The organism is Micromonospora sp. RB23 (genome assembly GCF_053585025.1).
In genome coordinates this window covers 3,926,984-3,946,975 of record NZ_CM132111.1, presented here as the reverse complement: position 1 = coordinate 3,946,975, position 19,992 = coordinate 3,926,984, and the positions used below count along the sequence as shown (strand labels likewise).

16 protein-coding genes and 3 pseudogenes are annotated in these 19,992 nt (G+C 73.1%); 6 read left to right on the top strand and 13 right to left on the bottom strand.

Going from position 1 to position 19,992, the window contains the following annotated elements; genetic code table 11:
• The first annotated feature begins 22 nt into the window (after positions 1-22).
• A complete protein-coding gene (locus tag ACTFTM_RS18265) occupies positions 23-1,567 on the top strand; it encodes a PP2C family protein-serine/threonine phosphatase (protein WP_449561674.1) in 1,545 nt (514 codons plus the stop codon).
• 12 nt (positions 1,568-1,579) lie between these two features.
• On the opposite strand, the gene ACTFTM_RS18260 is transcribed toward ACTFTM_RS18265, so the two are convergent.
• The 4 genes from ACTFTM_RS18260 to ACTFTM_RS18245 all read right to left on the bottom strand — a co-directional run bounded on the left by ACTFTM_RS18260 (position 1,580) and on the right by ACTFTM_RS18245 (position 3,724).
• On the bottom strand, positions 1,580-2,005 hold the full coding sequence (locus tag ACTFTM_RS18260; RefSeq protein WP_449561673.1) for an ATP-binding protein: 426 nt from the start codon (positions 2,003-2,005) through the stop codon (positions 1,580-1,582).
• Positions 2,005-2,337 carry an STAS domain-containing protein gene (locus ACTFTM_RS18255; RefSeq protein ID WP_449561672.1) on the bottom strand — a complete coding sequence of 111 codons (333 nt, stop codon included), beginning with the start codon at positions 2,335-2,337 and terminating at the stop codon, positions 2,005-2,007. Before ACTFTM_RS18255 ends, ACTFTM_RS18260 begins: the two co-directional genes overlap by 1 nt.
• Positions 2,338-2,465: 128 nt before the next feature.
• Positions 2,466-3,302: an SDR family NAD(P)-dependent oxidoreductase gene (locus ACTFTM_RS18250; RefSeq protein ID WP_449561671.1), complete on the bottom strand. Its 837-nt coding sequence runs from the start codon at positions 3,300-3,302 to the stop codon at positions 2,466-2,468.
• A gap of 32 nt (positions 3,303-3,334) precedes the next feature.
• Complete coding sequence (locus tag ACTFTM_RS18245) at positions 3,335-3,724, bottom strand: nuclear transport factor 2 family protein (RefSeq protein ID WP_449561670.1); 390 nt, start codon at positions 3,722-3,724, stop codon at positions 3,335-3,337.
• 125 nt (positions 3,725-3,849) lie between these two features.
• Here ACTFTM_RS18245 and ACTFTM_RS18240 point away from each other — a divergent pair, with 125 nt between their 5' ends.
• The gene (locus ACTFTM_RS18240) at positions 3,850-4,236 is read left to right on the top strand and encodes a DUF2267 domain-containing protein (RefSeq protein ID WP_449561669.1); all 387 of its coding nucleotides are present in this window, start codon (positions 3,850-3,852) and stop codon (positions 4,234-4,236) included.
• A gap of 86 nt (positions 4,237-4,322) precedes the next feature.
• On the opposite strand, the gene ACTFTM_RS18235 is transcribed toward ACTFTM_RS18240, so the two are convergent.
• Positions 4,323-6,728, bottom strand: coding sequence for a ricin-type beta-trefoil lectin domain protein (locus tag ACTFTM_RS18235; RefSeq protein ID WP_449561668.1), 2,406 nt, complete (start codon positions 6,726-6,728; stop codon positions 4,323-4,325).
• Positions 6,729-6,985: 257 nt separating this feature from the next.
• Entirely contained in the window at positions 6,986-7,786 is an 801-nt protein-coding gene (locus ACTFTM_RS18230; RefSeq protein ID WP_449561667.1) for a copper resistance protein CopC, read from the bottom strand.
• A 135-nt stretch (positions 7,787-7,921) separates the two neighbouring features.
• Here ACTFTM_RS18230 and ACTFTM_RS18225 point away from each other — a divergent pair, with 135 nt between their 5' ends.
• The 3 genes from ACTFTM_RS18225 to ACTFTM_RS18215 all read left to right on the top strand — a co-directional run bounded on the left by ACTFTM_RS18225 (position 7,922) and on the right by ACTFTM_RS18215 (position 10,715).
• Positions 7,922-8,401 (top strand): hypothetical protein, encoded by a 480-nt coding sequence (locus ACTFTM_RS18225; RefSeq protein WP_449561666.1) that lies wholly within the window; start codon positions 7,922-7,924, stop codon positions 8,399-8,401.
• 6 nt (positions 8,402-8,407) lie between these two features.
• Positions 8,408-9,757, top strand: a complete 1,350-nt coding sequence (locus ACTFTM_RS18220; protein ID WP_449561665.1) for a hypothetical protein — start codon at positions 8,408-8,410, stop codon at positions 9,755-9,757.
• A gap of 190 nt (positions 9,758-9,947) precedes the next feature.
• On the top strand, positions 9,948-10,715 hold the full coding sequence (locus ACTFTM_RS18215) for a nucleotidyltransferase domain-containing protein (protein ID WP_449561664.1): 768 nt from the start codon (positions 9,948-9,950) through the stop codon (positions 10,713-10,715).
• Positions 10,716-10,722: 7 nt separating this feature from the next.
• On the opposite strand, the gene ACTFTM_RS18210 is transcribed toward ACTFTM_RS18215, so the two are convergent.
• From ACTFTM_RS18210 to ACTFTM_RS18190, 5 genes and pseudogenes are all read right to left on the bottom strand, one after another.
• Positions 10,723-12,117 (bottom strand): dihydrolipoyl dehydrogenase family protein, encoded by a 1,395-nt coding sequence (locus ACTFTM_RS18210; RefSeq protein ID WP_449561663.1) that lies wholly within the window; start codon positions 12,115-12,117, stop codon positions 10,723-10,725.
• 148 nt (positions 12,118-12,265) lie between these two features.
• Positions 12,266-13,027 carry a methyltransferase domain-containing protein gene (locus tag ACTFTM_RS18205; RefSeq protein ID WP_449561662.1) on the bottom strand — a complete coding sequence of 254 codons (762 nt, stop codon included), beginning with the start codon at positions 13,025-13,027 and terminating at the stop codon, positions 12,266-12,268.
• Positions 13,028-13,152: 125 nt separating this feature from the next.
• On the bottom strand, positions 13,153-14,853 hold the full coding sequence (locus ACTFTM_RS18200; protein ID WP_449561661.1) for a hypothetical protein: 1,701 nt from the start codon (positions 14,851-14,853) through the stop codon (positions 13,153-13,155).
• A 193-nt stretch (positions 14,854-15,046) separates the two neighbouring features.
• Positions 15,047-15,658 (bottom strand): SAM-dependent methyltransferase, encoded by a 612-nt coding sequence (locus tag ACTFTM_RS18195; RefSeq protein ID WP_449566671.1) that lies wholly within the window; start codon positions 15,656-15,658, stop codon positions 15,047-15,049.
• A 6-nt stretch (positions 15,659-15,664) separates the two neighbouring features.
• A pseudogene (locus tag ACTFTM_RS18190) lies at positions 15,665-16,609 on the bottom strand (NAD(P)/FAD-dependent oxidoreductase); the annotation flags it as partial.
• Between the two features lie 75 nt (positions 16,610-16,684).
• Between ACTFTM_RS18190 and ACTFTM_RS18185 the strand changes: the two are divergent.
• Positions 16,685-17,272, top strand: coding sequence for a helix-turn-helix domain-containing protein (locus tag ACTFTM_RS18185; RefSeq protein ID WP_449561660.1), 588 nt, complete (start codon positions 16,685-16,687; stop codon positions 17,270-17,272).
• Positions 17,273-17,403: 131 nt separating this feature from the next.
• On the opposite strand, the pseudogene ACTFTM_RS18180 reads toward ACTFTM_RS18185, so the two are convergent.
• A pseudogene (locus tag ACTFTM_RS18180) lies at positions 17,404-19,065 on the bottom strand (sulfatase-like hydrolase/transferase); the annotation flags it as partial.
• A 197-nt stretch (positions 19,066-19,262) separates the two neighbouring features.
• Positions 19,263-19,991, bottom strand: a pseudogene (locus tag ACTFTM_RS18175) (CDP-alcohol phosphatidyltransferase family protein); the annotation flags it as partial.
• Position 19,992: the final 1 nt, after the last annotated feature.

The window sequence follows — 19,992 nt, the reverse complement described above, 5'->3', positions numbered from 1 at the left end:
GGTGCGTACTAGGCTTCGTGCCATGGCGGACCAGGACGGTCCGGGCGCGGACGCCGCCGGAGCGACGCGACCGGTCGAGACGGTCGTCCGGGAGATCCTCGCGGTGGTCCCGGCCGGGTGCACCTGGCTGGTGCCGGTGTCCGACGACCACCGGGCCGTCGCCGACTGGCGGATCGCGGCCACCAGTGGGCAGGGCCAGGACATCTACGGACGGGGCGTCGACCGGGTCGGCGCCTGCCTCAGTGAGCTGTACCCCAGCATGGTCGGCGGACCGCTCTGGCAGCTCTACGAGCGGGTGTTCACCACCGGGTCGTCCGGTCGCCTGGCCGACTTCCGGTACGTGGAGAGACGTACCGGCGTCGTCGCCGACTCGCTGTTCGACGTCGAGGTGCACCGCGTCCTCGGTGGCCTGCTGGTGTCCTGGCAGCGGCTCGACGAGGACCGTCGCCGCCTGGACCGCACCGAGCTGCTGGGCAACCTCGGCTGGGCCGAGTACGACCTGGCCAGCGGGATCAGTCAGTGGTCGCCCGGCATGTACCGCATCTTCGAGCGGGATCCCGCCCTCGGGCCACTGTCGCGCGCCGAACAGGCCGCCGCCCTGCTACCCGACGACTACATGCTGCGCGAGGCGGCGTGGCAGACGCTGGACGGCGGGGAGTCCTCCGACGTGACGGTCCGGTTCCAGACGACCGGCGGAGTGCGGCACCTGCGGATCCTCTCCGACGTGTCCCGCGACGCCGACGGCGTACCGCTGAAGATCCACGCCGTGGTGCAGGACGTGACCGCCCGGGTGGACTCGCGTACCGCCATCGAACGGCTCAGCGACCAGTTGCGGACGCGGGAGCTGACCGCGCTGGCCGAGCACCGGCTCGCCGGGCAGTTGCAGAACCTCATCCAGCCGGTGCCCCGCGAGACGTTCGTCCTGCCGGGCATCGAGGCGGTGGTCAACTACCTGCCCGCCGAGAGCACCGCGCGGGTCGGCGGTGACTGGTACCACGCCCAGGCCCTGCCGGACGGCACCGTCGTGCTCGCCGTCGGCGACGTCGCCGGTCACGGCCTGGACGCGGCGAGCGGGATGGCGCACCTGCGCTTCGCCCTGGTGTCCTGGCTGTCGATCGGCATCGGGGACCCGTCGGTGCTGCTCGGGCACCTCAACCGGCTCTGCGGCCAGCTCTCGATCACCGGCACCGCGGTCGTCGCCCTGTACGACCCGGCGACCCGGTCACTCTGCTGGGGCCGCGCCGGACACCTGGCGCCCCTGCTGTCCCGCGCCGGTCGGACCGACCCGCTCGAAAGCCCTCCGGGCCTGCTGCTGGGCGCCGTCGCCGACTCGACGTACCCGGTGCTCACCCCGCGACTGCGCCCCGACGACCTCGTGCTGTTCTACACCGACGGCCTGGTCGAGCGCCGGGAGCCCGACCAGGACCGGTCACGTCAGGTACGAGCCACCCTGTCCGCGCTCAGCGCGACGCCGGGGGCGCAGACCCTCGCCCGGCTGCGGAATCTGCTGCACCACCCCAGCCCGGACGACGACACGTGCACCCTGGCCGTGCGCGTGCTGCCCTGAACCGCGCCCCGCTCACCGCGCGAGCCGGATCCGGACCACCGTGCCCCCACCGGTGGTGAACACCCGTACCTCGTCGCAGACCTGCTCGACGATGGCCAGCCCGCGGCCGCGTACGGCGTTGGCGGCGGGCATGTCGCGGCCGAGCGCCCGCCCGGGGCCCTGGTCGACGACGTCGCAGAACACCTGGTCACCCTCGGCCCACAGCCGGACCCGGCCGCCGCCGGTGGTGTGCTGCAACGTGTTGGTCGCCAGCTCGCTGACCGCGAGCACCAGCAGCTCCACCCGCTCGACCGACAGGCCCCGCGCGGTGGCGCCGTCGCAGACGAACGCGCGCAACGCGCGCAGGTCGGCCGCCACCTCGTACGCCATGGTGTCGGTGCCCGGGACGGACGGAGGTTCCTCGGCCACGGCGTGGGTCTCGCGTCGGTCGGCCGCCATCAGCCCGCCAGCCGCGGGTCGTCGGCGGGCGGACGCAGCAGGTTGCCCACGCCGGTGATGTCGAGGACGGCCGCGACCGGCCCCGAGGCGTTCACCGCGTACAGCTGCCGGCCGCTCGCCCGCGCCGCCTGATGGGCGGTCACCAGGCCGTGCAGGCCCGTGGAGTCGAGGAACCGGAGTCCGCCGACGTCGACCACCACCACCGTGGCGGCGCGTACCGCCGCGGACAGCACGGTCGTCAGTTCGGGCTGGGCCGCCAGGTCGCACTCACCGGTCAGCGTGACCACGATCCGTCCGGGTGCCGTGGACGTGCGGGCCTCGAAGTGCGCCATCGGACAGCAGCACCCTTCCTCGTCGCGTCAGCCGTTGTCGGGACATCATGTCATCCGATGGCCGGTCGGCCACGTCCTCCGTTCGGCGGTTGATCAAGAAGACGTGGCCACTGTGCGGCGGCGACGGGTCAGGAACCCGCGTCGAACGCGACGGACTCGCTCAGCTCGCGCCACCGTTCGTCCGACGCGGCGAGCGCCGTGGCGACCGTCGCGGCGGCCGCCACGGCGTCGGCGCCCAGGAGCAGCCGTGCGGGTGGGTCCTCGACGAGGGTGATCTCGATGATCGCCCGGGCCGCCCGGGCGGGGTCGCCCGGCTGGTTCCCGCTGGTGCGGCGCATCCGCTCGACGACCGGCTCGATCACCGGCCGGTACGGCCCGGTGGTCGGCAACATGCTCATCGACGCGCCCGCCCAGTCGGTCCGCAGCGCGCCCGGCTCGACCGTGGTGATCCGGATCCCGAACGAGGCGACCTCGGTGGCGAGCACCGCCGAGAAGCCGGCGACCGCCCACTTCGCGGACTGGTACGCGCCCAGGCCGGTGCTGGCGACTCGGTCGCCCACGCTGGAGATCTGCACGACGTGCCCGCGCCCCTGTTCCCGCAGCACCGGCAGGGCGGCGCGGGTCAGGTTGACCACCCCGAAGAAGTTGGCCTCGATCTGCGCCCGGAAGGCGTCCTCGGACATGTCCTCGATCGCGCCGACGTCGGCGTACCCGGCGTTGTTGACCAGGACGTCCAGGGCGCCGAACGCGTCCACCGCCGCCCGGACCGCCGCCCGGCCGGCGGCCGGATGGGTGACGTCGAGCGCGATCGCCCGCACCTGGTCGCCGTACCGGTCGGTGAGGTCGGCGAGCTGCGCGGGGTTGCGGGCGGTGGCGACGAGCTGGTCGCCGTCGGCCAGCACCGCCTCGGCGAGCGCCCGGCCGAGCCCTCGCGAGCAGCCGGTGACGAGCCAGACTCGCGGCACGACATCTCCTCCTGACGGGTGGCGCGCGGTCGCTACGGGCGGATGTCCAGGGCACCGATCAGGCCGTCGCGCAGGGTGAACCGGTACCGCAGCTCGACCGGGCTGCCGGGGAAGTCGCCCGACACCCGCGTGAGAACGAGGTACGAGTCGCCCGCCTGGGGCGTGACCCGCAGCGGCTCGGCGCTGTACGAGTACTCGGCCATCGTCCGCTCCCGCCAGGAGCGGATGGAGGGCCGTCCGTCGTACAGCCGGTCCTCGTCGGCCACGCTCGCCGTGTCCGCGAAGCAGGCGACGAAGGCGTCCAGGTCACCGTCGCCGACGGCCCGGAAGTACCGGTCGATCACGTCGGGCAGGTCGACCGCCATCTGCTCCTCCTGCGGCAGGGGCCGCCGTCGGGCGGCCAGGTGGTGTCCCGGTCCCACCTCACGCTACGAGACGCGGCAGGTGGGGCGCGGCGCAACCGGCAGAACCGCCGCGGGCGCGTCCCCGGGTTTGTCGCCGCCCGGCCCGGGTAGCCACGCGTCCCGGCGACGGAAGGGGCGGGTCCATGGCCGAACTGGCGTTCGTCGACAAGGTCGCGGCACGGGCGGGCATTCCGCCGGCCGAGGCACGCCCGCTGACCGAGGCCGTGCTGCGGACGCTCACCGAGCGCCTCAGCGGGGGAGAGGCCGCCGCGCTGGCCCCGCACGTGGCCGACGAGCTGAGTCCGCTGCTGGTCAAGGCCGCCGAACCGCCCGAGACATTCGGGTACGACGAGTTCCTGCGCCGCGTCGCCGACCGGGCGGGCACGGACCGGGCCGGGGCCGAGCGGGGCGCACGGGCGGTCCTGGAGACGATGCACCGGGTGGTCGGGCACCGCGAGTTCTCCGACGCCCTGGCCCAACTCCCGGCGGATCTGCGGGCGCTGGCGCAGCCGCTGCCGCACGGCCCCTGACCGGCGCGCGCCCGATGCGTCGGTGACCGGTGGACGGGCGGGGCGTGGCCTGACCCGCCGGTCAGACCACGCCCCTTCGTCCGGGGTCAGCCGGTTACCCCGCTACTGACCACCCACTTCTGGTGGGCGCTGCCCGCGTACGTGCCGAGCTGGATCTGGGTGCCGTCGCCGGTGTTACCGCCAGCGGCCTCCATGATCTTGCCGGACTGCGGGTTGCGGATCGACCCGTCGCTCTGCGGCTGCCAGACCTGCGCGCCGGTGCCGTTGCAGGTCCAGAGTTGGATCTTCGTGCCGTTCGCGGTACCGGCGTTGTCCACGTCCAGGCACTTGCCCAGCACCCGGTACGTGTCGCCGACCCGCGTCCAGGACTGGGCGGCGGTGCCGTTGCAGGTCCAGAGCTGGATCTTCGTGCCGTCGGCGAAACCGGCGTTGTCGACGTCCAGACACTTACCGCCGACGCCGGTGATGGTGCCGCCGACGGGCGGTGGCGGGCTGCCCGGAATGGAGTTGAGCGTGTACCACGCTTCGGTGCTCCACAGTGACTGGCCGGTGGTGGAGGTGAACGGGCGGGGTGAGCGCAGGTAGACCACCCGGCCGGCCTTGCGGCCCTCGACGGTCAGAGTGACCTTCCTGCCGTCCGACGACAGCGTGGCCCCGCTGACCGTCAACGTCTCCTCGTCGATCTTCGGGCCGCCGTAGGCGGACGTCGGCTGGTACCGCCACTGCTTGACCTTGTAGTGCGACGCGAGGTTGGCGGCGGTCTCCGCCGAGACCGGCTGGGTGTACTCCACCTCGAACCCGGTGCTGGTGGCGCGCATCGCCAGCATCTCGAACGTGCTGGCGGTGTTCGGGGTGAGCTTCTGCAACCCGTACGTCAGCTTGCCGGTCTGTCCCCAGTTGCCGCCCGCGCCGAGCCCGCCGACGTAGATCGCGCCGTCCGGGCCGAGGTTGACCTCGGAGACGCCCGCCTCCAGGCCCTGGGTGAGCCGGAACAGGGCGCCCTGGTACTCGCCGTTGACCTTCTCCACGTTGGCGCGCTGGAGACCGCCGTAGGTGACGTCGCCGATGACGAACTGGCCGGCGTACCGCCCGCTGGTGAGGTAGAGCGGCGTGCTGGGCGAGTTGGCGATCTCGTTCTGCGGCATCCACAGCACCGGCCGGGTGACCAGGTTGGCGTCGAACGGGCCGGGCGGGGTCGTGTAGTGGTTGAAGAAGCGGCCCTGCTTGATGTGCACCAGCTTCGACGAGGGCAGCCAGCCGCCCTGGTTGTCGGTGACGAAGATGCCGCCCTCCGGACCCCACCCGATGCCGTGCGGGGTGCGCAGGCCGCCCGCGACGTAGCTGACCGCGCCGGTGTCCTTGTTGACCTTGATGGTGGTGCCCCGGTTGGCGGCGGGCTGCGGCACGGTGGTCGCGCCGCCGTAGTCGATCGACACCGACAGGTTCACGTAGAAGAACCCGCTCTGGTAGAGCAGACCGAACGCGAACTCGTGGAACTTGCCGCCGTACGGCCAGGTGGCGACGGTGTCGAGCCGGTCGGCCACCTCGTCGCCGTTGGTGTCCACGAGCCGGGTCAGCCGCTGCTTCTCCGACACGTAGACCACTCCGTCGACGACCTTGAGCCCCATCGGCTCCTTCAGGCCACCGGCGATCTTCTTGGTGGTCACCGACCCCGGGCCGGTCGTGCCACCGGTGCCGCTCATGATGTGGACCTCACCGTCCTGGGAGGTGCCCGACTGGTCGCTGCCACCCCAGGTGCTGATGACCAGGCGTCCGTCGGCCAGCCAGTCCATCCCGGTGACCTTCGGCTGGAAGCCGTTGGGCCGCAGGTTCGTGAGCGTGTAACCGGGGTGCACACCGGTCAGCGGCAGGCCGTCGCCGGGGGAGTCGGTGACGCCCTCGCACTCCTTGCGCCCCGGCGCGGTGACCCGGACGACGCCGGCGTCGGTGCTCAACGCCGAGTTCGGTACGACCACGAAGGACGACGAGCCGGGCGTACGCCACTCGAGGGTGATCTGCTGGTCGCCACCGCGCTCGAAGTGGTCGATGCGCAGCGGGTGCAGGCCGGCGGTGAGGCTGACCGTGCCCTCCTTGGGTGGGGTGGCGCCGTGCAGGCCGTCGTGGTTGACGACGACGGTGTTGTCGATCGTCAGCTTGGACCCGTCGTCGCTGCTGAGCCGGAACGTGTAGCTGCCGGCCTGGGGGACGGTGATGTTGCCGAGCACCTGCGAGACGAAGTTGTCGTCGAAGCCGAAGTCGGCCGCCGACGTCCAGTTGATCGTGGACATGAGCTTGTCCACGTTGGGAGTCTGCGCGGGCTTGAGCGTGCAGATCTCCGAGAGTGGCACCTGGACGTCGTAGACGCGCAGGGTGACGCCCGGTTCCTGCTCGGCGGCGGCGTCGGCCGGGTCGGCCCAGAAGCCGACGGTGAGGACGAGCGCGAGCGCGCCCAGGACGGGACTGCGGAATCGGCGAGGCAGCCGTGTACCCATCGTTCCTCCAACGAGGATGAGGAGTGACCGACGGCCGGCGTGCAGCATGGTGAGGTGGTGGCCGCCGGCCCGGTCCGTAACGTCCTCGACGCCGACGAGTGACGATCCGGAAACACCGGGTTGATGGGTCGAGACATTAAGGTGTTTCGATTGAGGTGTCCATGCCTTTGCCTCGATACATCAAAAGTTCCCGATGTACGTGCGAAAGTTCGTGGCACTCATCCCTGAATGTCCAGGGATGGACCGGCCATCCGGCCTCAGCGGCGGCCGCGACGAGCCGGCCGGCGATTCGTTCCGCCACGCGGCTGCGAGGTGCCGCCGCGCGGGCGGGGAGCGCCGCCGCGTTGGCGGGCCGCGCCCGCGGAGGGCCGTGGCGCCGGGCGACGGCGGGCCGCCACGACGATGAGCGTGCCCACGACGGCGACGATGACGACGGGTACCACCCACGACGGCAGCCCCCGGTCCGGCGCAGGTGCCGGCGGCGCGGCGGCGGGGGTGATCGCCGGGTCGAGTGTCGCAGCCGGTACGGCGGACGCCGACGCCTTGCCCTCGGCCTGGGCTGCCAGGGCGGGATCGGGACCGTTCGTCGGAGCCGTCCACCCGGCCGGGGCCGCCGTGCTCGGCCCCTGGTAGTCGAAGGTGACGGTGCCACGTACCGCCTCGCCGTCGGAGGCGACCGTCAGGTAACTGGCGGTGTAGCGGCCCTTCGCCGGCCAGTGCGCGACCGAGACCATCGCGGGGAAGCCGGTGTGGTACAGCCGCGGCTCGAAGGTGCCGTTGACCATGAAGTACTCCTGGACCGGCTTGTCCAACCGCTTCGGCTCGCCGTACGACCAGCCGCTGTCCACCCGCGATCCGTTCGGCCCGGTGAGGGTGAAGTACGCGTTGGCGGCCGGCTTCTCCGTGAAGTACAACCCGACCCTCTCGAGGGGCTGGCGCACCACGGTGCCGGTCAGCGGGGTGGAGGTCGCCAACTGGCCGTGCGCGGACGCCGGAGCGGCGGGCAGCGCCAGCGACGCGACCACCAATGTGGCGAGCACCGCCAGGACGCGACTCACGATGTTACCGACAGTGACCAGCCTCGATCGCATTCGTTCATCATGGTCATTTCCCCGTCGCCGAACAAGACGTAGAGTTCACCCTCCGACGATCATCTCGACACCCCGTCCCCTCGCGTCGTTCGGAGTCCACCCGTGTCCGTCCCCGGTTCGCGCCCCACCGTCCGCTCCGCCGTCCTGCTGGTCACCGGTCTGCTCACCGCCCTGTTCGCCACGGGCTGCGGCCAGGACGACGACCCGTCCGTGGCCACACCCTCCACTGCTCCGACCTCCGCCGCCGCGCCGACGACCTCCGCCGCTCCGACCCCGACGGGCGGTCCCACCCCTGCCACCTCGCCCAGCACGTCCGCGGTGGATCGGGAGATCACCGTGACCGTCGCGAAGCGACGGATCACCCCTCCGACCGGCCGGGTGACCGTCACCAAGGGCCAGTCGGTGCGGATCACGGTCACCTCGGACGTCGCCGACGAGCTGCACGTGCACGGCTACGACCTGGGCGCCCGTCTGCCGGCCGGCACCCCGGGCTCGGTGGAGTTCCGGGCCGACAAGACCGGGCTGTTCGAGGTCGAGACGCACGAGACCGAGCTGGTGCTGTTCCAGCTCGTCGTCCGCTGATCTCCGATGTCCGCCGTACCCACGCTGCTGGCGCACGGCGTCGGCGGCCGTCAGGACCTGCCGATCACGCTGCCCGAACTCGTCGTGGCCGCCGCCCTGACCCTGGTCGTCACCTTCGTCGCGCTGGGCCTGCTCTGGCGCGAGCCACGCCTGGACCGGGACGCCGCGGGCGGCCGGCCGGTGCCGGACCGGCTGGCCCGCCTGCTCGACGCCCCCGCGTTCCGGTGGGCGCTGCGCGCACTGGGCCTGCTCGCCGCCGGTTGGTTCTGCGTGGGCCTGCTCGCCGGGCCGGACACCCCGGAGAACCCGACGGCCGGCGCGCTCTACGTGCTGCTCTGGGTCGGCCTGGTGCCGGTCTCGCTGCTGTTCGGTCCCATCTGGCGGGCGGTCAACCCACTGCGTACCGTGCATCTGCTCGGCGCACTGGCGGCCCGGCGCGATCCGGCGCGCGGGGTCCGCGAGCTGCCGGCCGGCCTGGGCCTCTGGCCCGCCGCGCTCACCCTTTTCGCGTTCGTCTGGCTCGAACTGGTCGCGCCGGACCGGGCCACGCTGCCGGTCATCACCGCGTGGCTGGCCGGGTACGCCGTGGTGATGCTGACCGGCGCCGTGCTGTTCGGCGCGGGCTGGTTCGACCGGGCCGACCCGTTCGAGGTCTACAGCGCGCTCGTCGGCCGGCTCGCCCCGATCGGCAGGGCCGCTGACGGCGTGCTGGTGTGGCGCAACCCGCTCGACGGGATCGCCGGGCTGCGGCCCCGCCCCGGGCTGGTCGCCGTGGTCGTCGTGCTGCTCGGCTCGACGATGTTCGACAGTCTCTCCAACGCGCCGGCCTGGCTGCGTTTCGCCCAGGAGAACGGGCTGCCTCCGGCGGTCACCGGCAGCGCGGGCCTGGTCCTGGTCATCGGGGCGGTCGCCGTGGCGTACCTCGCCGCCACGGGCGTCGCGGCCCGGGTCGGCCGCACCGCGCGCGTGGACGCCGGCGCGGCGCGGCGTGTGCCGGGCGAGATCGCGCACTCGATCGTGCCCATCGCGGTGGGCTACGTGGTGGCGCACTACTACTCGCTGCTGATCCTGGAGGGTCAACGCACCCTCGCCCTGCTGTCCGACCCCCGCGACACCGGCGCGGACGTCTTCGGCACCGCCGGCTGGGAACCGCACACCGCGCTGGTCACCCCGTCCGGGGTGGCCAACCTCCAGATCACCGTCATCATCGTCGGGCACCTGCTCGGCACGCTGCTCGCCCACGACCGCGCCCTGTACCTGTTCCCCCGGGCGCGGGCGGTCGTCGGTCAGCTCCCGCTGCTCGCGCTGATGGTCGCCTACACCATCGCCGGCCTGCTGCTGCTCTACGCCGGTTAGACCGTTGTCAAAGCCCCAAGCCGGTCGCTGGTCGCCCGCCGTTCGCGACCCGTGCTCCGACCGATCGGAGTCGCCCGCTCCGTTGAGCGTGATGCCTCTGAGTCATCAAGATGACGCACAGGCATCACGCTCAACGTGGTGTCCGCCGGCCGGCAGTCCGCCGTCCGCGCCCGCAGACGAGGATGATGGCGTGGACTCTGCTCTGAAGCGCTACCTCGACGATCTCGTGGACACCGCCCGGGACGTGCTCGGCGACGATCTCGTCGGCGCGTACGCGGCCGGTTCGGTGGGGCTCGGCGCGTACCAGCCCGGCCGCAGCGACGTGGACGTGGCGCTGGTCTGCGCCCGTCCGCTCACCGAGGCCGTCAAGCGGTCGGTGGTGGCGCGACTGCGACACGAGGCCCTGCCCTGTCCGGCGCGCGGGCTGGAACTGGTCGTCTACCAGCGGGCCGTGGCGGCGGCCGGCAGCCCCGAACCCGGCTTCGAGGTGGAGCTGAACACCGGACGCGCCATGCCGTTCCGCCGCACCCTCGACCCGGCCGACCGTCCGAGCGCCGACGGCCGGTTCTGGTACGGGTTGGACCGCAGCATCCTGCGCCAGAGCGGACTGGCGTTGCTCGGTCCGCCGGCGGCGGAGGTCTTCGCCGACCTCGCCCCGGCCGACCTGCGCCGGTTGCTGGTCGAGGCGCTGACCTGGTGGCTGGCCCTGCCCACGCCGCCGGACGACCGGCCCGCGCCCGGTGCCGAGGACGCCGTGCTCGGCGCCTGCCGCTCGCTGGTGCGGCACCGCGACGGCGTGTGGCTGTCCAAGGTGGCCGCCGGTCAGCTGCTCGTCGACAGCGGCGACCCCGCCGAGGTGATCCGTCGGGCGATCGCCGCCCGGCACGGCGGCCCACCGCCCACCGGCTCCGACGCCCGCGCGTTCCAGCACCGGGTACGCGCCGAGATAGCCGGCTGACCTGTGCTCAGCGCACCGGTCGGGTCTGGAGCGACGCGAAGAGCAGGTTGAGGCCCTCGGCCATGGTCGGATGCGTGATGATCGCGTCCCGCAGCGCGGTCCACGGCATCCGTGCCAGCATGGCCAACTGCACCGAGGTGATCACCTCGCCCGACTCCGGGCCGAGCAGCGCCGCACCCAGGATCAGGTCGGTACGGGTGTCGATCACCGCTTTCCACATGCCCCGGGTCTCGCGCAGGGTGCGGGCGCGGGGGATCGCGGCGACCGGCAGGTGGGCCACCTCGACGTCGTATCCGGCGCGGCGCGCGTCGCTCTCGCTGAGACCGACCCGCGCCAGCTCCGGGGTGGTGAAGACGGTGTACGGGATGAGCCGTCCCGACGTGCTGCGCCGCTCGCCGGCCAGGTTCGCCCGGATGATCCGGTAGTCGTCGAGCGACACGTGCGTGAACTGCGGGCTGCCCGCGACGTCCCCGGCCGCCCACGTCCGCTCGGCGCTGGTCCGCAGGTACTCGTCGACCAGAACGAAGCCACGCTCGTCGAGCCGGACACCGGCCGCGTCCAGCCCGAGCCCGTCGGTGACCGGCGCCCGGCCGGCCGCCACCAGGACCTCGTCACCGGTCACGACGCTGCCGTCGTCGAGGGCGACCCGGAGGGTCCCGTCGGAGTCACGGTCGACCCGGGCGACGGCCACGCCGACGCGGACGTCGATGCCGTCGGCGAGGAAGACCCGCATCAGCGCGTCGGCGACGTCGGGGTCCTCGCGGCTGAGCAGTTGCGGGCCCCCCTCGACCACCGTCACCGCGCTGCCGAACGACGCGAACATCTGCGCGAACTCGACCCCGACGGTCCCGCCGCCGAGCACCACCAGCCGTGCCGGCAGCCGATCCAGCCGGAGGAGGTCGTTGCTGGTCAGCACGCCGGACTCGGCCATTCCGGGCACGGACGGCAGATGCGGGCGGGTGCCCGTGTTGATGACCACGTCGGCGCCCCGTAGCAGCCGTTCACCCCCGTCGGCCAGCGCCACCCGAACGGTCCGGGCGGCGACGAACCGGGCCGCGCCGATCACCAGGTGCAGACCCGAGTCGAGGAACTGCTGCCGGTTGGCGGCGACCATTCCCTCGACGACGTCCTGCTTGTGCGCCCGCAGCAGGTCCAGGTCCACCCGGCCACCCTCGACGGCGAGGCCGAGCGCGGCGGCGTGCCGTAGCTGGTGAGCCGCCCGCGCGCTCGTCACCAGCGCCTTCGTGGGGATGCACGCGACGTTGATGCAGCTCCCACCGATCATGCCGCGCTCCACCATCGCCACCCGGCGTCCCGAGCGGGCCAGGTCCATGCTCAGCGTCTTGCCGGCCTTGCCGCCGCCCACGACGAGCAGGTCGAAGTCCTCCGGTTGGTCGGTCACGGGCGCTCCTTCGCGGCCACGAGGCGCTCGTCGTCGCCATCTCGGCCGGCGGTCGTCGGTGCGGGTCGGCCAGCCCAGCCTGCCAGCTCGGACCGGACGTACGGGGCGGTTCCCGGCGAAAGCCGGCCAGGGGCTTTGACACAGGCCCTTAGGCCCCGGCCGTGACCAGGTAGAGGGTGAAGCTCGCCAGCAGCGGACCAGCGGTGAGACGTCGAAGCCACGGCCGGACCTGCGTGTCGGTCAGCTCGCCGGCCGCCACCGCGCGGGCGGAGTTGCGCCGTAGCCCCAGAATCCGATCGGCCGTGTCGAAATCCTCGAAGAGGACGGGGATCGCCTCGACCGATCGCACCCGCAGACCAACCCGCGCAGACAACCGGACCAGGTCCCGTCCGATGGTCGGATGCCGTACCCGCCCCGCCACGAACCGGGCGAAGCGGCGGCTCGTCGCCACGTCCTCGTCGGCGACGGCCAGGGTGTCCCAGTCCGGCTCGGTCACCACGAGCACACCCGTGGGGCGCAGCACCCGGCGAATTTCCGCCAACGCCGCCGCGGGATCCTCCACGTGCATCAGGACGCGATCGATCCGCGCCCTGTCCATACTGGTGTCGTCCAACGGAAGCGCCTGCGCGTCGCCCACGCGCAGGTCGATCCCCGGCCGGTCGGCCAGCCGCCGACCCGCCTCCGCGAGCATCCCCGGATCACGGTCGACGCCGACCACCAGGCCGTCCGCCCGGACCGCGTCGGCCAGCCGCCCCAGGTCGGTGCCCGGCCCGCAGCCGACGTCCACCACCCTCTGTCCCGGCCGCAGGTCGAGAGAGTCGACGGCACGCCTCTTGTAGTCGCGCCCGATCGTGGTGGCTGCGGCCGTGTCCAGGTACGCGATCCGGTCCGCACTCGTGAGCTGACTCATCCGCCCATCCCACCATCGGCTCGTGGGCGTGCCGTGACGACAGTGTGCTGATTCGGTGCAGGCCCCCGACATCGTGCGGACCGGGCCGGAGCGCATGCGCCCCGGCCCGGTCCGTCGCCGATGAGTCAGTTCCGGGTGGTGCCGTTGTCGCTGACCGGCTGCCCGAAGGCCAGGAACGGTACGGGCGTCGGGGGGTCGGGGCGGGCGAAGATCGGCTCGGGATGCGAAGCGGGCGTCCCCGACGTGGCCGTCCGGTCGGCGAGCGCTACCGGATAGCGCAGGGGCGTCCCCTCCGGGCGCTCGTCATCGGTCCGGTCACCATCGGTGTGCTCCGCATCGGCGGAAGTCTCGTCGGATCGGGTCTCCTCCTCAGCGGCCGTCTCGAGGCGACCGGCCCCGTCGTCACCGAGCCGGTCCGCGTCGATCCGGTCGGCGCGCGGCTGCTCGGCGTCGTCCCCGTCGCCGCCGGCACGCTCCGCCACGTCGGTGCGGTCACTCGTCGGCTGGTCGACGGAGAGGAGCTCCACACTGGCGCGGGACGGGGTCGACCGTGGACCCACCATCGGGTACTCCGCCGTCTCCGTACCGCCGGCGGCGGCGGCCATCACGGCGGCGGCGGCCAGGTCGGCCACCCGCTTCGCCTCCCGCTGCACCCGGGCACGGACCTCCTTCGCGTGCCGCTCGGCGGAGTCGCCGGCACGCCGGGCCTCGTCGAGCCGGGTCGCCTCGGCGGTCAGGTCCCGGCGCACCTCGCTCAGCCGTTGCTGCATGCGGGACAGCTCGTTTTCCAGGGCCTCGCCCTCCTGGCGGATCTCGGCGAGCTGCTGCTGGGCGGTCTCCAACTCGGCGTGCAGTTGGGCCGACTCCTCCCGGCGCTCCGCGATTTCCTGCTGGAGCGCGGTGAGCTGCTCCTGGTGGCTGGCGGCCTGCTCGTCGGCCCGGTTCCGCAGCTCGGTCACGTGCTGCTGCGCCTCGGCGAGCAGCGCGGCGATCTGCTGCTCGGTGGAGCTGCGCTGCTCGGCCAGCTCCTCCTGCGCGGCGGCCTGCACCTCGGCGATCTCCTGCTCGGCGGCGCTGCGCCGCTCGGCGACCTCACGCTCCACGCCGGCCTGCCACTGCGCCATCTCCTGCTGGTTCTTGGCGCGGGCCGCCTGGACCTCCTGCTGGATCTGCGTACGCGCCGACTTCATCAGCGCGTCGGCGGCCACCCGGGTCTGGTTGAGCTGCTGCGCGCTCTGCTCGGTGATGCGCTTCGCCTCGTGCTGGGCGCGTTCGTGCGCGGCCTCGCCGTCGGCGCGCAACTGCTCGGCGCGTTCCCGGATCGCCGTCAACTCGGCCTCGGCCACCGCGCGCCGCTCCTCGTACGCCTGCTCCTGCTCGCTGCGCCGCGCGGCCAACTCCTCGGACAGGTCCTGGCGTGCCTGCGCGGCCCGCTCGCGGGTGTCGGCGAGGATCCGCTCCGCCTCGCCGCGCAGCTCGTTGGCCCGGTCGGTGGCCGACTCGGTGATGAGGGCGGCCTGCTTCTCGGCGAGGGTCAGGATCTCGCCCACCATCGGGCCCAGATCCTGGAACGAGGCCCGGTCCACCTGCACCGGCTGCTCGTGCATCTCGGCCAGCTCGGCGCGCAGCCGCTGCACCTCGGCGGTCAGCTCACGGACCCGCACCGCCGACCGTCCGTGCTCGCCGCTGAGCATCGCGATCTGCCCGTCGAGCTGCTCCAGGTGCCGGTCCACCTGGCGTTTGTCGTAGCCGCGCAGGGCGAGCTCGAAGCTCGGCCGCGAGGCCGCATCGTCGCGTGTTGCGAGCGGCTCAGCGCCGATGGACATGCACCATCCTCCGTACGTCGGGCGCAAGGTCAACCGCCCTGCGGGCCGTGAGTGTGGCGCAACGCTACCGCCGAGCCCACCCCCGTGCGAAGGCACGCACCCCTCATTCGCCGATCATGGAGTCGTGGTGCCCGGAAGGCCCCGATCCGTGGCTCTTGTCATCCACCACGACTCCATGATCGACGGTGCGGGCTCAGCGGCGGCGGGCCAGCAGGACCGCGTCGTGGTGGATTGCGTCGTGGGGGCCGGGGCGGGGGCGGGTGTCGGTGGTTTGCACGTCCCAGTGGGTCGGGTCCAGCGCGGCGGCGACGTCCTCGGCGGTGTACATCATGTCCGGCATGTGCATCCGGTGACTCGACGTCCACAGGTCCATCGGGTGGTGGCCCACGATCAGCAGGACACCGCCCGGGGCCACCGCGGCGGCCAGGTGGTCGAACAACTCGCGCCGCTGCGCCGGGGGCAGGTGCATGTACTGCGCCGTCACCAGGTCGTACGCCCCCTCGGTGGGCGGCTTGTCGCGCAGGTCGACGTGGGTGAACTCGATCCGGTGACCGACCCCGGCGGCCTCGGCGTGCTCGGCGGCCCGACCCAGGGCGGTGCTCGAGATGTCCACCGCCGTCACCTGCCAGCCCCGCTCGGCCAGCCACACCGCGTCGGCGCCCTCACCGCTGCCCACGTCCAGCGCCCGCCCGGGGGTCAGGTCGGCGGTCTCGGCGACCAGTTGCGGGTTCGGGCGGCCGCTCCATACCGCCGGCTTCGACAGGTACCGCTCCTCCCACGCCGGCTCCTCGAAGGTCGTCGCCACCAGCTGCCGGTACGCGGAAACCGCGTCCCGGGTGTCCTCGGCGATGAGGTCGGCGTTGATCGCCGCCCCGGCCATGAGCCCGGCAGCGGCCGACGTGATGACCTGACCACGCAGGTCGGCCACGTTGCCGGCGACCCAGACGCCGGGCACGGTCGTCGCTCCGGTGGCGTCGGCCGGGATCTGGGTGCCCACCACGTGCCCGCCCATCGTCACCTCCTCCGGGGCCAGACCCAACCCGACGAGCAGGTCGGCGCGGGGCGACGTGCGGGTGGCGACCACCACCACGTCGAGCGCCACGACGCGGCCGTCGGCCAGCCGGACACCGCTGAGCGCGTCCCCGGTCACCTCCAGCGCGGCGATCGGGCCGGGCACCACCGGGATGCTCCGGGCGGCGAGCCGTTCGGCCGTCTCCTCGTCCGGGGTCGGCGCGTCGTGCAGCAGGAGCAGCACGTCGGAGGACCACTGGCGCCACATCTCGGCCTGGTGCGCGGCCATCGGCCCGGTCGCCAGGATGCCGATCCGCCGGTCCCGGACCTCCCAGCCATGGCAGTACGGGCAGTGCAGCACGTCCCGGCCCCACCGCTGCGCCACCCCGGGCACGTCGGGCAGCTCGTCGGTGAGCCCGGTGGCCACCAGGAGGCGGCGGGCCCGCACCGCGTCGCCGTCGTCGAGGGTGAGCCGGAAACCGTCGTCGTCCCGGGTCGCGACCCGGACCCGGCCGTCGCGGAACTGCCCGCCGTACCCGGCCACCTCGGCGCGTCCGGCGGCGATCAGCTCGGCCGGCGGCGTCCCCTCCCGGCCCAGGTAGTTGTGCACGTGGTCGGCGGGCGCGTTACGCGGCTCGCCCGAGTCGATCACCAGCACCGACCGCCGTGCGCGGCTCAACGCCAGGGCGCCGCTGAGCCCGGCCGCGCCACCGCCCACCACCACCACGTCGTACGTCTCGTCCACCGGAAAGTCCCCCTCTTGAGTCGGCTGAGCCCACCATCCGTCGCCGTCGCCGAGATGGCAAGTATCGTTGCCGTTATGGCAAACGACGACAACGCCGCGCTGGCCGCCGTCGGCCCCCGGTTGCGTGCCCTGCGCCACCAACGCGGCACCACGCTCACCCAGCTCGCCGACCTGACCGGCATCTCGGTGAGCACCCTGTCCCGGCTCGAGTCCGGCAGCCGCCGGCCCACCCTGGAGCTGCTCCTTCCGTTGGCCCGCGCCTACCAGGTGGCGCTGGACGAGCTGGTGGACGCCCCGGCCACCGGCGACCCCCGCGTACGCCCCAAACCGATCGTGATCCACGGCGTGACGCACCTGCCGCTGACCCGCCGCCCCGGCGGCCTGCAGGCGTTCAAGCAGATCTTCCCGCCGGATCCGACCGCCGGGGGACGAAGCCCGCAGGTCCACGAGGGGTACGAGTGGCTGTACGTGCTCTCGGGTCGACTGCGCCTGGTGCTCGGTGACCGCGACCTGATCCTGACGCACGGGGAGGTGGCCGAGTTCGACACCCGCATCCCGCACCTCATCATGAACCCCGGGCCCGGCACGGCCGAGGCGCTCAGCCTGTTCGGGCCGCAGGGAGAGCGGCTGCACGTACGCGCCCGCCCCGTCACGTCCGACTGAGCGGTGATCATCACGACATCGCCGATGTCGGGGTGTCCCGACCGTCGGGTCACCCCGACATCGACGACCTCGTGTCGATCATCTGCGGGTCCGGGCAGCTCAGCGGACGGCGGCCACCGACGACGACACGGTCAGCGGGGCGCGGCCAGCGGCGGCGTCGTCGACCCGAACGCGGTCAGGAACCGGTCGCGGAACGAGTCCATCGGCCACACCGGCGCCTGCGGGCCGGGACGCAGGCCGTCCTGCCAGCCCCACCCCGCGATCCGTTCGAGCACCTTCGGGTCCCGGGCGACGATCGTGATCGGCACGTCCCGGCTCGCCCCCTCGCCGGTCACCACCGGAGCGGGCTGGTGGTCGCCGAGGAAGACCAGCACCAGGTCGTCGTCGCCGTAGGTCTCGACATAGGAGATCAGCGCCGACAGGGAGTAGGCGATGGCCTGCCGGTAGCCGGCCCGTACCCGGCCGGTGTCCCGGTCGTCGCCGTTCCCGTCGTCCTTCGCGCCGGCATCGCCGTGGTAGATCGAGCCGTCGCCCACCGCGTCCCAGCCGATCATGCGGGGCACCGCCGTCCACGGGGAGTGGCTGGAGATCAGCGGGATCTCCGCCATGATCGGACGGTCCGCGTGGGCCCGGACCTGCCGCTGGAAGAACGACAGCGTGTACTGGTCGGGCATCGGCGCGTAGCTGAACTTCGGGCCGCGGTAGCCGAGCGCCTCGGTGTCGTAGTAGCGGTCGTACGAGAAGAAGTCCTTCTCCGGCCAGGGCTGGGTCGCCGCCGGCAGTACCCCGACCGTCTCCCAGCCGGCCCGGCGGAACGCGCCGTTGAGGGTGAGGCGGTCGCTGGCCAGCAGGCTGCGGTGCCGTTGCTCGTTGTCCGTCCACAGACCCGACAGCAGGGTGTCGTGCGCCAACCAGCTACCGCCGCCGAACGTGGGGGAGGTGAGAAAGCCGCTGCGCGAGCCGTACCCGGCCGCCCGGAGCCGCTCGGTCCCGGCGTCCAGCACCGCGTTGACCTGCGGCGCCAACTCCGGGTCCTCGACGGCGTCGCGCCCGTAGCTCTCCACGAAGGCGAGGACGACGTCCTTGCCGCGCAACCCGGTCAGCAACTGCTCGCCCGGGGCGTCCTGGAACGGGTCGGCGTCGATCTGGGCGGTGAACCGGCTCCGGTCGTGCAGCCGCGCGTTCACCTGCTCGGCGTGCGCGCCCACCAGCGCGGTGGTCCCGGCGTCGGCCACCGGCACGCCGGGGACGATCCGTGCTCCGGCGACGGCGCAGGCAACCCAGACGACGGTCAGCGCGGCCACCGCCCGAGTCGCCGTCCGCTCGTGGTCGACCAGCAGGGACGCCAGCCGCCGCAGCGCCACGGTCACCACGACCAGCAGCGCTCCGACCAGCAGCACGACGCCGACCACCGCGCCGAGCGCGCCGGCCCGCCCGGCCGAATCCCGGACGAACCCGAACGCGTCGTCCAGCAACAGCCAGTCCAGCACCAGGTCGAACGGCCGGTCCAGGGCCGTGCGGAACCCCAGGTCGGCGAGCCGCACGATGGCGAGCAGGCCGAGCAGCGGCCCGAGCACGGCCACCACCGCCCGCCGTGGGCGCGGCGGCAGCGCCAGCAGCAGCGCGGCGACCAGCAGACCCTCCAGTGGGACGCGCACGAACGCGCCGGGCGTCAGCTCACCGAGCCGGTCCGGTCCGACCAGGACGGCGTACACCAGCAGGACCGCCAGCGCCGTGCCCACCCACCGCAGCGCCCGCCGCGCCGGGCCGCGCGACGCGGGCGACACCACGGGAGTACGACCACCGGCGTCACCGGTCGACGCGGAGCGCCCGCGCAGCCGGTCGGCCAGCCGGCGTCGCCGAGCGGGAAGGGTCATCGGTGCCTCCAGTCGGTGTGGACCGTACCGCCCACGCGGACCGCCAGCGCGGGCCTGGGCACCGGCAGCGCTGTCGTGCGCACCGGCATCGTCGCGGTGGGCACCGGCAGCGTCGGTGTGGGCACCGGCAGCAGCGCGCGAGCCGGCCGGCGCGCCGGGCGGCGACGCCACAACCAGGCCACGTCCCGGCCGAACGACTCGACAAGCAGCGCCAACGCCGCCACCAGCACCACCATGGTCCACGGCTCCGGAAGGGCCCGCGCGGCGGCCACCGTCAACAGCACGCCCTGGGCGGCGGCCACCACCTTGCGCCAGAAACGCGGCGGCAACGCGCCCCGCAACCAGGGCAGCACCGCGCTCGCGGCGACGAAGACGTACCGCATCGCGCCGATGGCCAGCACCCAACTCCCGGCCGCCGGGGCGACGTAGACGCTGAGGACCAGGATGAGGAACGCGTCGACCTCCATGTCGAAGCGGGCCCCGAGCGCGCTGGCCGTGCCGGTGCGCCGGGCGACCTGGCCGTCCACCGCGTCCAGCAGCAGGGCCACCGTGCTCAGCGCGACCAGCAGCCCCACCGGCGTCGGGTGGTCGAACGAGTCCACGACCAGCGCGGTGACCGCGCCGACCAGGACGCCCCGGGCGGACGTCACCCGGTCGGCGGGGCCGAGCCGGGACGCGCCGGACAGGTGCAGGCCCCGGCTCAACGCGAGGCAGGTGACCGCCGCGTAGCCGACGCCGGCCAGCCAGCCCGCCGTGTCCAGACCCACGGTGGCGGCCAGGGCCGCCAGCACGACGAGCTGTGCGGTAAGCCCGATTACCGGACCGCTTCGAACTGTGGGCACC